This window comes from Bacillus sp. OV166, assembly GCF_900177675.1.
In the GTDB taxonomy this organism is placed as follows: domain Bacteria; phylum Bacillota; class Bacilli; order Bacillales; family Cytobacillaceae; genus Neobacillus.
The window spans coordinates 2657548-2670858 of record NZ_FXWM01000001.1 but is presented as its reverse complement, the minus strand read 5'-3'; the positions used below and the strand labels follow the sequence as shown (position 1 = coordinate 2670858).

Below are 13311 nucleotides of genomic sequence, written 5' to 3'. Positions count from 1 at the left end.
CTCACCTAATTAACATTTTGGTCCGCCGGCAACATAGATAACTTGACCATTCACGAACGATGATTTTTCATCAGCAAAGAAGGCTACTGCATTGGCAATGTCTTCTGGCTTGCCACTTCTGCCGACTGGAATATGTGCCACACTCGCTTGAATTAATTGCTCAAATGGAATGCCGATTCTGGCAGCGGTTTCCTTCGTCATCTCTGTTTCAATAAATCCAGGCGCCACTGAGTTTGCTGTAATCCCATATCTTCCCAACTCAATTGCGAGTGTTTTTGTAAAGCCCTGCAAGCCGGCCTTTGCCGCCGCATAATTAGCTTGACCGCGATTTCCAAGTGCTGATGTCGAAGAAATATTGATGATACGCCCATATTTATTTTCGACCATATATTTTTGAGCAGCACGGGCCGCATTGAATGATCCTTTTAAGTGCACATCCATAACGGTCTGCCAATCTGAATCAGTCATTTTAAAAAATAGATTATCGCGGATTACCCCGGCATTATTCACGAGGATATCTACGGAGCCAAATTCCTCATAAACCTCTTTCATGGCATCTTCAACCTGCTCGGCATCAACCACGTTTGCAACTTTTGAATAAACGTCATAACCTTTTTCTTTTAATTCACTGGTTGTTTCACTTAACGCTTCTTCGTTCAAATCTATTAAAGCTACCTTTGCTCCTTCTTTTGCAAAAAGCTCGACAATCCCTTTGCCGATTCCACGGCTTCCACCCGTAACAAAAGCAACTTTTCCCGTAAATCTGCCTGCCATTTCTATTCCTCCTGAGTTTAATAAATTTATAGATTGCGCTTACATTTATTTTCTTACACGTATTGACCGATCTTCACATGACCTTTAATCAGGTTACGTGCGATAATCATTCGTTGGATTTCGTCTGTGCCGTCGTAAATTCTCCATAGTCTGGCTTCACGATACCAGCGCTCAATTGGTAATTCTCTTGTATACCCCATCCCGCCGTGAATTTGAAGGACACGGTCGACGACATTGTTGCCCATATTTGCACCATATAATTTTGCCATCGATGCTACGTGTCGATTATCTTCCCCATGATCTAGAGTAAAGGCAGCGTTCAAGACTAGCCATCTTGCCGCTTCAATTTCAACCGCAGAATCTGCGATTTGCCATTGGATTGCTTGTCTTTCGGCAATGGGTTTCCCAAATGTAACCCGTTCCTTGGCATAATCAATCGCCATTTGCAGCAAGCGTTCTGCGGCACCGACTGCTCTTGCCCCAACAACCCAGCGTGCAAACCCAATCCACTCGAGACCAAGATTATAGCCCTTGTGTAATTCACCAAGGATATTTTCCTCCGGAACACGGACATTATCAAAAACTAAGCCGGCTGGACCCCATTCTCCCATTGTATGTATATACTCTGATTTCCAGCCCATATCGCGATCGACAATAAAGCATGTAACCCCTTCGCGGCCTTGTGTTGATTGATGTCGTTCCTTATCCGTAATCGCTATCGCCATAACGAAGTCCGCTTCGTTTCCGCCGGTAATAAACGTTTTTTCACCATTTAGAACCCATTCACTGCCGTCTTTCACTGCTGTCATTTTGATATTTCTGGTATCAGAACCAGCTCCTGGCTCGGTCATTGCAAAACAAGACTTTTTCTCGCCATTAATCGTCGGAAGTAAGTATTTTTTCTTTTGTTCTTCATTACCATAGTAAAGAATATTATCTGCACCACCGCCGAACTGGAATGGGACAAAGGTTTTTGAAACTTCCATTAACACAATTGCCATCATCATTTGACCAAGATCTGCACCACCATATTCCTCTGGAGTGTTAATTCCCCAAAAACCAGCTTCCTTCGCTTTAAGTTGCAGCTCTTTTAGTTTACTTGCAGGAAGACTCGGTTTACCTTCTCGTTCATTGCGGAGTACATCGTTTTCAAGGGGAATAAGTTCTTTTTCTACGAATCTTCTAATTGTTTTTTGTACCATTTTTTGTTCATCAGTCAATCGTAAATACATACCATTCACTCCATTCTTATTCTTAACATCAAATTTAATGCCGTTAAAATATAATATGCTGAACCGTTTGTAGGCATACCTACCGGTTGGTATGTTAACTTTATTTTATTCCGAACTTTCAGATAATACAAGTTAATATTTTCTTAATAAAAAAAATTCTCTAGCTATGGCGCCAAAGAATTTTTTGTTAACTATACATGGCTAATTACTTTTCTTGCTGCCCGCTCTCTCAAGGTGGAAAGGGTAAGTGAACTTCCAAGCCAAAATAGGAGACCTAGAATGATACTAAAAATCCAATTTTCACTGGTTTCCAATGTTATTAAAACTGTTATTACACAAATGATTCCACCAATCATTCCATATACGGAGCCTCTAGCAATATTTGTTGCTTTCTTAGTCCCCGAGGCAATTCCCACCATAATAACGGCTGTCAGCATAACGGCTGGAAAAGCGGCAAAAATACCGGCAAGAATCTTCCATGGGGAAATAATAGTTATAAGATAACTTAGGGAGACTGCTGCCCCACCTAGTAAAAACCGAATAAATAAGTCTTTTTTATTCATGTTGTCCACCTTTTTCATTTAATGAGATGTAATGAATACAACAACAATTGATACAGTAAACCAACAAGCCATTGCATGGAGGATTCCTTTTTTCCAACCTATCTTAGGAAGCAGATAGCCTGCGAGGATGGCGACAAGAATATTGATTGCCATTCCAAAAATGGCTCCTTTAGATAACATGATCGAATGGGTAATAAGCTGACCGCCGTGAAAATCAAGACCGATGGTGAGTAATGCTGCCAGGTAAACAGCAGGAAATGCAGCAAATATTCCCCCAGCTTTCTCCCCTAACTTCTTTGCTACGACAGTACAGGCAACTACAGCTAGACCTCCCAATAGGAATCGAAGAAGCAGTCCGCCAAGTGATAAACTAACCATTTTAAATTCGCCTCTTTTATTGTTTTGACATGCTGTTAAAAATAATTTGTTTTGTGAATTGAATCACAATCATTCGATGTATTCATTTTAACTCATTTCCATGACTATGCATGTGAACGTTTTATTAACGTTTTTGAAGAGATTTCTCATTAAATTCAAGTTTGATGACTATTTTCCTGTCATTTGACAAAAGATAATAGTGATATTCATTAGAATATCGTCGTTTCAAATCCTTTGATGAGGTGATTTTAGATGAGTTATAAAGACCATTTAGATCCGCACTCAGAGCTCTTTCACTACCATACGACGCGTCCAAAACGTCAAAATTCACAAGTGAATGGGCAAACTCAAGTGACGCACAACACGATCATCTTAAGGAGCAATGCCAAGGCCCACCGTTGGGTTTAGGCAAAGAAACGAGGAATGGCAGCATAACAATTACTGTCATTAGAAATGACCTTTTCTCGAATAGCAATTTCGAGAAAAGGTTTTTCTTTTTCTAAGTAATTTGTTATTACAATATTGATAATGTTTGTTCCAAAAGATATCATAAAATCTATTAAGAAAAAAACGGGAGTGGAACATGACATGTTTGATGACTTTACGATTAGAGATGCCGATATGTGTGATTTGCCTGTAATTGTTGATATATACAATACAACCATAGCAAGTAGGATGGTTACAGCCGATCTTGAACCAATATCAGTAGAAAACAGAGTTCAATGGTTTAACGAACATTCATCAACCTTTCGTCCATTATGGGTTGTAGAAAACCAAGGAGAAATCTGCGCATGGGTTAGTTTCCAATCTTTTTACGGCAGGCCTGCCTATAATGCGACTGCAGAAATTAGTATCTATATTCATCCCGACTTTCGAGGTCGGAAACTTGGTAAATATTTAATCCAAAAAGCAATCGATGCCTGTCCAAGTCTGCAAATCAAAACCTTACTTGGTTTTATTTTTGGTCATAATGAACCTAGCATTAAACTTTTCTCAAGTTTTGGATTTGAAAAATGGGCACAGCTTCCGAATGTGGCTGAGCTGGATGGCATTGAACGTGATCTAATTATCCTTGGAAAAAGACTCTTCTAAAAATCTTGAAATCGAAGAACAGATAGCTTATGGAATACACTCCATAAGCCTTTTCCATGTAGGCAATCAGATAATAATGTAGCAAAAGTTTTTATAGTTATTAATATTTCAAGCGTTCCATTATTCCAAAATAATGGATTATCTAGTACTATAGACTAAGGAGTAATAAATACTCACTACTCCTTGTTTTTAATAAACTTTATTCCTTGAATAGAACTGGAGATTTCCATGAATAAAATAAAGATCATCATCCTCTACTTTTTTACAAGTATTATTTGGATATATGGGTCCAATTATGTAATCGAACAATATGTGCCTTCTTCACTTATTGAGTTGGTGTTAAGGTCAAAAGAGATCTTTTATGTTGCCATGACTGGAGGGTTCATTTATTTCTTCATTAGTAAAAAAGAGGAGTTAGATGTTTCCCAGGAAGATCAGAAACGTCTATCTACTTTAATCAATTCAATGGTTGATTTTGTTAACTTTAAAGACGGTGAAGGCAGATGGATTGAAGCAAATGAATTTGGTTTACAATTGTTTCAGCTTGAGAATGTCGATTATCGGGGGAAAAAGGATTCGGAATTAGCCGAGTATACAGACTTTTACAGTGATGCTCTCAGATTTTGTGAAACTTCTGATGAAGAAGCTTGGATTAATCGAGAAATCACTCGAATAGAGGAAGTCCTTCCTGTTCCAGATGGATCAGTAAAAATATTTGACACGATTAAAGTACCACTATTTCACGAAGATGGCAGTAGACAAGGTTTGGTCATCATTGGACGTGATATTACCGAAAAAAAGGAAATGGCCTTAAAATTAGCAGAGAGTCAGCAACAATATAAGTCATTATTTGAATACAGTCCAGATATTGTTTATATGATGGATTTAGGCGGAACTATTACCAATTTAAACCCACAGTATGATGTCATTACAGGCTTCAAACGGGAAGAAGCGATTGGGAAAAATGTAAAACAATTATTACCGAAAAGGTATAAACGATATCTTCCAAAGTTCATTTCCACTGTTGTGGAAGAAATAAAACCGGTCATGTACGAGCTGGATATACCACATGCAAACGGGAATCGGATTATCTTACAATGTACTTCCCTTCCGATCATTATTAATGGAAATATCGCTGGAATTATTGGCTATGGCAGTGATGTGACCACCTTAAGGGATGCAGAAGAACGTCTTCGCAGGACAGAAAAGCTATCAATCGTTGGTGAATTATCTGCCAGCGTTGCCCATGAAATTCGGAATCCGCTGACGTCATTAAAAGGATTTGTCCAACTTTTACAAATGGAAGATGAGAAGCATCAATTTTTTTATCAAATTATGCTCGACGAATTAAATCGTATCAATGACATTGTTGGTGAGCTTTTGTTATTGGCAAAACCTCAGCTATTAAAATATACCAAAGCAGATCTTCAGAAGCTTTTAATGGATGTCATTTCATTATTAAACACCGAAGCCAGTTTATATAATGTTCAAATTGATTCTCTTTTTCCAAAAAATGACATATGGATTGAATGCGAACCAAATCAACTCAAGCAATTGTTTATCAATGTGATTAAAAATTCGATTGAAGCAAGCCAAAATGGTGGAACAGTCTCTATTGTTCTAGAGCAATTAGAACAAAGTCATGTGTTAATTACCATTAAAGACACTGGCTGCGGTATTTCAAAAGAGAGATTAGAGAAAATTGGCGAACCCTTCTACTCTTCTAAAGAAAAAGGGACCGGGTTAGGTTTAACGGTTAGTTTCAAGATTGTTCAATCACATCAGGGAACCATCCGTTTTGAAAGCCAGAAAAAACAAGGGACATCTGTTCAAATTTCCTTACCGGTCAAGCAAAAGGACCTTAAGAAAATTAAGCACTCTATACCTGAAAAAGTGGAAAACAACTAGGATTAGCTCGTCTATTATGACGGGCTTTTCTTTTTCGTCCGATTTCGGAAAAAAGCAATAATTAATAACACGCAAGGAATGATAATTTGAAAAGGCCAATGTAAATAAGTGGGTACAATTACTAGCCCTTCCTTTATATGTTCCGCATAATTAGATGCAATGTTAATGGATGCAAATAAGACGATCATTCCAATTGGAAACCCAAGCTTACGTTGGTTTGAAATTTGAAAGATATCCGCAGCACCAGCAACTGCAGCATAATAGTAGATTGCAATCTTAAAAAAACCCCCAATGACTAGATAGAGCATAAATAATACATCGAGACGTTCGATAAAATCGGCAATTTGGATTCTCCCTATTGTGGTTAATAAGGGGAAATTGGATCGACGGAAGAGATCCACACCCAAAACAGAAATATTTACTACAACTGTAATAGTAATATTTATTCCGCTTAATATCATTCCACTTAAACAGACTATTTTAGCCTTCTTTTTATCATTTATGAACGGGAGCAGCATCGTAAAGACGACCATTTCTCCAAAAGGAAAGTTGATGGTTTGACTTAAAAATGTTTTTATTACTGGTTTCAACCCATTCTCTAAGATTGGTTTTAGATTTCCCAAATGAATTAACCCAGAAAAGGTAATTAACATCATTCCTAATATCGCCGTCAGGTAGACAACCCCAAAGTAAATTTCGCCAACTCGGGCTAAGACTTCAAACCCTTTATGGATTGCATAGATAATGGTAATAATCATCAAGCTATTGATAACAAATAACGGAGTACTATTATAAATAGTCGTTGTTAATAACTCTCCAAAATCTCGCAATACCCTTGCTGCAAGATAAATAAAATAAACAATATATAATAACCCAATCAACCTGCCAAGCCATTTTCCAGTAATTTCTTGAACATAACTCGTTAAGGGCAGGTCAGGATAATATATATATAATCGGTGATAAACTAAAAAGATCATTATACCGCCGGATAAACCAAGCAAAATGGCCATCCAGGCATCCTGTTTCGCATCTGCTGCGATCCCAACAAGAATCGCACTACCCATTTCAAACAAAACGACCAGGACGAACAATTGGGTTGTACTTATTTTCGCCTTTTCCATCTACGATTGATCCCCCCTTAAACAGGGTTATTTATTTAAGCAGAGCTAGTTTGTTTCTTCCTATTAAGAAAAAAAGCAATGATTAGTAAAATAGAGGGGATGATGATTTGAAAAGGCCAAGACAAATAAACCGGCACAACAACGAGCCCCTCCTTGAGAAATTCTGCAATATTAGATGCAATCGTTATTGATGAAAATAAAACGATCATTCCAATTGGAAACCCCAGCTTACGTTGGTTTTTAAATTGAAAGATATCAGCAGCCCCGGCCACTGCAGCATAATAATAAATGGAAATTTTAAAGAAACCACCAATGATTAAATAGAGCATAAATAATACATCTAAACGTTCGATAAAATCCGCAATTTGGATTCTTCCTACTGTGGTTAATAAGGGGAAAGTGGACCGCTGAAAGAGACCTGCTCCCAAAACAGAAATATTTATTACAGCAGTTATTGTAATATTTATACCCGCTAATATCATCCCACCCAAACAAACTATTTTGGCCTTCTTTTTATCATTTAAAAATGGGAGCAGCATCGTAAAGACCACCATTTCCCCAAAGGGAAAGGTGAGGGTTGTGGTTAAAAATGTTTTAATAACAGGTTTCAATCCATGCTCTAAGATCGGGGTTAGATTACTCAAATGAATTAAACCCGAAAAGGTAATTAGCAGCATGCCTAAAATCGCCGTCAGGTAGACAACTCCAAAGTAAATTTCTCCAACTCGGGCTAAAACTTCAAACCCCTTATGGATCCCATAGATAATAACAAGGATCATTAAGGAATTGACAACAAATAGCGGAGTGCTATTATAAATCGTTGTGGTTAATAACTCTCCAAAATCTCGCAATACCCTTGACGCAATATAAATAAAATAGACAATATATAATAACCCAATAAACCTGCCAAACCATTTTCCTAAAATTTTTTGAAGATAACTAGTTAAGGGCAGGTCAGGATAGTACATATATAAGCGGTAATAAATAAAAAAGACAATGATTCCCCCAGCTAAACCGAACAAAATAGCAATCCAGGCGTCCTGTTTCACTTCTGCTCCGAGACCAAGAAGAATCGCACTACCCATTTCAAACAAAACGATCAGAACGAACAATTGGGATCCACTTATTTTTGCCTTTTCCATGCACGATTGTCCCCCCCTCCTTATACCGCATTATTTATTAATGTCTGACCAAAACGGATTTGTCCGAACCCCTTCGCGCCGCACGTAGGAATCTACCTTAACATTCACTTCTAGGTCTGCAAAATAATCGTTCCAATCCCCTTTAAGCTTCTTCCATAGTTTAGGATTAGCTTTATGTACATAATCACCAAACCCGAAGATATCACACTTTAGTTTCTGGGCTTCCTTTACTGAAGACTGTATTTCCTTTTTAATTTCTTTTTCAACTAACTTTTCAATTTTTCCAATCGTTTTTGGATCCATCAATTCTATTGCTGTATTCGCTTCACTAATCCAGCCCTCATTCTCAATTTTAATATTTATTACAGGTTTCCCATTTTTAAAGATGGTTGAAACTTTGGTTTTTGATCTAATTGGCACCATACTAATGGCGTTTTTCTTCCCCTTCCACTTAAGTGTGATATCGGTACTCTTCGCTTTATCTAAGACCCAGATCACTCCACGAGCCTTGTTACTCTCTATCCAACCGATCAATGCACCCTCTTTAATAACCGCTAAGCCATCAGCTGAGAGGAAAGCATAGGTTGTTGTTTTTTGCAAATTAGTTGCTTTATTGGCTTCTTCTTTTTGACCAATTAGTCGATAACCGTTTAGAATAGGCTCTTTCCCACTGTCGACAATTCCATCAATGATATCATCTATACTTACACTTATATTTTCCCCCTTCATAGCTTCAGTAGATTTGATTTCTTTTGTGACTTTGGTGACAGGCAGTTTATCGAGAATAGTCAGAGTAGTAACTATTTCCTCTGCTGTAGAATCTCTTGCAATAATTAACTCTGTAGTTGTTCTAAACTCTGGATCCCTAGCAAAGGCATCCAACAGATTAAGCATCAGTGTTCTATCACTCGCCACCTCTTCACTAACAACGACTAAATTAGTGTGTGCATAATATAAACGGCGCGAAACCTTTTTCGTTGCATTTCTTGACGCTTCAGTAATGGTTCTACCAGTGCTTTTATAAACGGCTATCGGCAGCCCCTGGCCTCCTCCTCCACCTTGCCCAGCTGAAACGTTGCCTGGATTAACAAGCTGAAACGAAAGATGGTACAGATCGTCCTCACCCCTATCAATACCAAGTGCCATTACAAAGGCCAAATCAGTAAGTTCTTTCTGATTCCAGCAAGCGCTCAGGATCGGTAGAGACATGATTAATATCAAAATAATAATGAAACATTTTTTCATCATTCTTCACCATTTTTAGGTTGATTTTCCGTTGATTTGGGTGGCCCAGGTTTTTGATTATCTCCAGTTCTCCTCATATTGCCTTTACTAATAAACATGGGTCTATTTTTCATAGACCAGATAGGAAAGCGAACGAATGCGTCTTGTTGATTATGGATGTTGAATGGTGCGAGCGGCATCATGTATGGAATTCCAAACGAGCGAAGCGAACATAAATGAATGGACATGAACATAATCCCTAACATGATTCCATAAAATCCCAAAATCGCAGCTAATCCCATCAGGACAAAGCGAACTAATCTTGCTGCTATCGCCATCGCAAAAACCGGTGTGGAAAAATTTGCGATAGCGGTGATTGAAACGACAATAACCATTACAGGAGAGACAAACCCAGCCTGTACTGCTGCCTGGCCAATTACGAGAGCCCCTACAATCGATACGGCCTGACCAACAGCCCGTGGAAGCCTAAGACCCGCCTCCCTTAAAATTTCAAATGTTACCTCCATGATTAATGCCTCAACAAAGGCAGGGAAGGGAACATTTTCACGTTGAGAAGCAATAGCAATAGCCATCGTCGTCGGGATCATCTCTTGATGGAAAGTGGTCGCAGCAATATAAACAGATGGTCCAATAACAGCAATAAGGAATGCTAAAATTCTTAACAAACGTATTCCTGTTGAAATGTCAAACCGTGAATAGTAATCATCCGGAGCCTGGAAAAATTGAATAAAAATAGCTGGAACTGTAACAACAAACGGAGTCCCATCAACTACTATGGCAATTCTCCCTTCAAGTAAATGTGATGTTACAACATCGGGCCTTTCTGAATGGTAGGTGGTTGGAAATGTTGTCCATGTTTGGTCTTCAATCAATTGCTCTATATATCCAGAACCAAGGACCGAATCGATATCGATTCGATTAAGCCTTTCTTTGACCTCGCCAACAATTTTTTCATTGGCAATGCCTTTCATATACATAATTGCGATATCTGATTGGGATACAGCTCCTATTTTCATGGAATCCACTCTCAAATTTGGACTTTTAATCCGGCGACGAATTAATGCTGTATTCGTCCGAAGGGTTTCTGTAAAAGAATCCTTTGGACCACGAATCGATAGTTGTGTGGTAGGCTCGGAAATCGCACGCCTTTCCCATCCTTTGGTTTCGCCGCTGATTGCTTTGTTGCATCCCTGTAAAAAGATGACTGTATCTCCTGAAAACAATGAATCATATACTTGGTTCCAATTCTCAATGGTCTTGACACTTCCTAGTGCCATTGTTTTATCCAACATGAATTGAAATATATCGACTGGTACGTCGGGTACTTCTGTCTCCATTACGGTTTCTAATATATAGTCGGCTATTGCGATAACACTAGCCAATCCGTCAACATAAACAAGAGCACCTTTATATGCACCAATCTTAAACTCGCGAACGTTAATGTCGGTACTATTGCCAACTTCCTCTTTGATACGTGATATATTTTCTTGATAATCTCTTAAGATTGGCAAGTCCTCCGGTTTTTGCGGATCTTGTTTTTGCCTATAATTATCGTCCTGTCTCTTTTTTTGTTTATTTTTAAGCATTTTAGATAAAATCGACACAATATCCGCCTCCCTTAATATTATTTGAACACTTTTCTCCCAATACTGGATATATTGCCCAAGGTATATCACTTTATCCTATTGAAATCGGTTTTTATACAAGCATTCTTAACATTTTTAGTTCCGAATAAGGAACTGCTTAGAAAAGAACAATAAAAACAAGATGATTCCTAAAGGTGTGATGAGGCTGAAAATATTATTTGTAACAACCCTGCTGGCGGCTTTCAGTTTAATACTAATTATTTCATTGGATCTTTTGATGGGAATAAGTATTTCAGGGATTTTTTGGAAGGCATTAAACCCTTTTAGGGTTATGGAGACAGCTGAATATATTATTATTTTATTATTTATATTGTTTTACGTCATTGATTCCATAGGTGCTTTTTTAAATAGGAAAAAGGGGAATTCTTCTAACTAGAATTTAAAATAAAAAAAAGATAAGTGCTTACCTTATAATGGCAAGCCCTTATCTGAATTAGAATTCGATATTTCTTTTTCTCTTTTATGGAACACTCGTTTAAAAATAACACCTGCAACAGACAGTTTACTCCACCATCTCCACTTTCTTTCATAATTTGCACCATACACATAACGGTTCCAAAAATAGTAGATGAATTCCTCTAAAAACAGCAATAGGACGAAACAAAGAGCAGAAATAGTAATCCAAAACCACATTTTAAGGACCCCTTTCCCAATAGATCATTAATCCTATTCAAAAAACAATAAAGAAGTACTACTAAGGGCTAAAACCTAAGTTTTCCTCTTACCATATCTCTCATCCTTATTTTAACAAACATTTGGGAAATTGTGGGCATCTTAGTAATAAATGTAGTGTTTTTATTTTGGGTCACGATGTAAAAAAATGCCTCTGGTTTTCATCACCAGAAGCATTTTTTTATCTTTTTCAAGTCGTTTTTTCCATGCTGGAAGCTTTAGTGTCAATGAAAACTTTGTTTCCAGCTGTAAAGAACACGATACTTCCTAGTGTTATTAGAGCAATAATCCAAAACATGATCTGTCCTTGATACAGGCTAAGTATGTAGCCGCCTATGACTGGCCCAAGAAAATTTCCAATTTTCCGGAATTGAGCTGCTCCGAAATAGGTGCCGCGCAAATGCTCGGGGGCTAATTGATCAATCATCATACTGTTGGAAGGAAAGATTAATATTTCACCCAGGGTTAATAATACGATTGCAAGTATAGCTGTTACCCAGCCACTTACAAAGCTAAATGCGATTAAACCTGCCGCCATAAAAATTGCACCGACTACCATTACCTGCATTAATCTAAACTTTTCAGCAACATAGCTAATTGGCATCTGCAGGAAAACAACCATCAAGGCATTAATCGTTATGAGCGAGGAAAAAATCACAATGCCATTATCAACCGTACCTTCTAAAATCTGCGGTAAATTGGAATCTATTTGAACATAGCCAATGTTAACTAAAATAATCCCAATGATTAAATACCTTAAGGCCTTATCTGTTTTAATAATCCAAAATGCATCCCCAAGGGATACCACCTTTTTACTAATCTTATCTGTTTGGATAACCAGCTTTTTCATAAAATAAACTAATACAATCGCATAGATAAGATAAGTTGTTCCCGTAATCGCAAAGGAAAGCTTAGCAGCCGTACTTGCCAAGTATGCACCAATAAGCGGACCTACGGATGCTCCGATATTCATCGCAGTGTAGCGTAAAGAGTAAACCTTCATCCGCTTTTCCTTGCTGGTTAAATCGGCCATCAAGGCTTGCGAGGTTGGTTCGAAGAATGAGGTACAAAGCCCGTTTAGTGCATTTAAGAGAATAAACCACCCCTGTCCTGATGCAAGGGTGAACCCATAATAAACAAATGCTAACGCAAACAAAGCAGTCAGCATAATAGGTTTACGTCCGAACCGGTCCGATAAATGGCCGCCAATAAAACCGCCGACGGTCGCCATTAATGGACTCATCCCAACGGTTAACCCAATCACGATTGGTGACAGGTCCATATGTCTAGATAAGTAGATTGATAGAAAAGGGAGCGTCATAAAAGCCGAGCCCCTTGACAAAACTGTACCTAATAACAAAACCCATACAATTGGATGATATTGCCCAATATAGTTTTTTACTTTTTCCATATATGTACTGCCTCTCACGAATATTTTAGTCAATATCTAGTAAAACAATTTGAATAGATAATGTAAAGAATTTTCTCACTGTTCCAATATAACTAACAAAAAAAGCCAGTTCCATTTTGGAACTGAC

General features: G+C 38.0%; 13 protein-coding genes. 3 read left to right on the top strand and 10 right to left on the bottom strand.

Features of this window, described 5'->3' with window-relative positions:
• Positions 1–9 precede the first annotated feature (9 nt).
• The 4 genes from CCK98_RS12830 to CCK98_RS12815 form a co-directional block, all read right to left on the bottom strand.
• Positions 10–774, bottom strand: coding sequence for a beta-ketoacyl-ACP reductase (locus tag CCK98_RS12830; protein ID WP_088086949.1), 765 nt, complete (start codon positions 772–774; stop codon positions 10–12).
• A gap of 53 nt (positions 775–827) precedes the next feature.
• Positions 828–2006 (bottom strand): acyl-CoA dehydrogenase family protein, encoded by a 1179-nt coding sequence (locus CCK98_RS12825; RefSeq protein WP_088086948.1) that lies wholly within the window; start codon positions 2004–2006, stop codon positions 828–830.
• 191 nt (positions 2007–2197) lie between these two features.
• Positions 2198–2569 carry a DUF3147 family protein gene (locus CCK98_RS12820; protein WP_088086947.1) on the bottom strand — a complete coding sequence of 124 codons (372 nt, stop codon included), beginning with the start codon at positions 2567–2569 and terminating at the stop codon, positions 2198–2200.
• Positions 2570–2587: 18 nt separating this feature from the next.
• A complete protein-coding gene (locus CCK98_RS12815) occupies positions 2588–2947 on the bottom strand; it encodes a DUF3147 family protein (RefSeq protein WP_088086946.1) in 360 nt (119 codons plus the stop codon).
• A 252-nt stretch (positions 2948–3199) separates the two neighbouring features.
• Between CCK98_RS12815 and CCK98_RS12810 the strand changes: the two genes are divergently transcribed.
• From CCK98_RS12810 to CCK98_RS12800, 3 genes are all read left to right on the top strand, one after another.
• Positions 3200–3355: a YpzG family protein gene (locus CCK98_RS12810; protein ID WP_088086945.1), complete on the top strand. Its 156-nt coding sequence runs from the start codon at positions 3200–3202 to the stop codon at positions 3353–3355.
• Positions 3356–3535: 180 nt separating this feature from the next.
• Positions 3536–4039 carry a GNAT family N-acetyltransferase gene (locus CCK98_RS12805; RefSeq protein WP_088086944.1) on the top strand — a complete coding sequence of 168 codons (504 nt, stop codon included), beginning with the start codon at positions 3536–3538 and terminating at the stop codon, positions 4037–4039.
• Between the two features lie 228 nt (positions 4040–4267).
• The gene (locus CCK98_RS12800) at positions 4268–5947 is read left to right on the top strand and encodes a PAS domain S-box protein (RefSeq protein ID WP_088086943.1); all 1680 of its coding nucleotides are present in this window, start codon (positions 4268–4270) and stop codon (positions 5945–5947) included.
• Between the two features lie 14 nt (positions 5948–5961).
• Here CCK98_RS12800 and CCK98_RS12795 read toward each other — a convergent pair whose 3' ends face one another.
• The 6 genes from CCK98_RS12795 to CCK98_RS12765 all read right to left on the bottom strand — a co-directional run bounded on the left by CCK98_RS12795 (position 5962) and on the right by CCK98_RS12765 (position 13184).
• Positions 5962–7068, bottom strand: coding sequence for a GerAB/ArcD/ProY family transporter (locus CCK98_RS12795; RefSeq protein ID WP_088086942.1), 1107 nt, complete (start codon positions 7066–7068; stop codon positions 5962–5964).
• Between the two features lie 35 nt (positions 7069–7103).
• Entirely contained in the window at positions 7104–8210 is a 1107-nt protein-coding gene (locus tag CCK98_RS12790) for a GerAB/ArcD/ProY family transporter (protein ID WP_088086941.1), read from the bottom strand.
• Between the two features lie 30 nt (positions 8211–8240).
• A complete protein-coding gene (locus CCK98_RS12785; protein ID WP_088086940.1) occupies positions 8241–9458 on the bottom strand; it encodes a Ger(x)C family spore germination protein in 1218 nt (405 codons plus the stop codon).
• Complete coding sequence (locus CCK98_RS12780) at positions 9455–11041, bottom strand: spore germination protein (RefSeq protein WP_088090391.1); 1587 nt, start codon at positions 11039–11041, stop codon at positions 9455–9457. The genes CCK98_RS12785 and CCK98_RS12780 overlap by 4 nt, the downstream gene beginning before the upstream one ends.
• A 468-nt stretch (positions 11042–11509) precedes the next feature.
• Positions 11510–11734 carry a hypothetical protein gene (locus CCK98_RS12770; RefSeq protein WP_088086938.1) on the bottom strand — a complete coding sequence of 75 codons (225 nt, stop codon included), beginning with the start codon at positions 11732–11734 and terminating at the stop codon, positions 11510–11512.
• Between the two features lie 229 nt (positions 11735–11963).
• The gene (locus tag CCK98_RS12765) at positions 11964–13184 is read right to left on the bottom strand and encodes an MFS transporter (protein WP_088086937.1); all 1221 of its coding nucleotides are present in this window, start codon (positions 13182–13184) and stop codon (positions 11964–11966) included.
• Between the last annotated feature and the right edge of the window lie 127 nt (positions 13185–13311).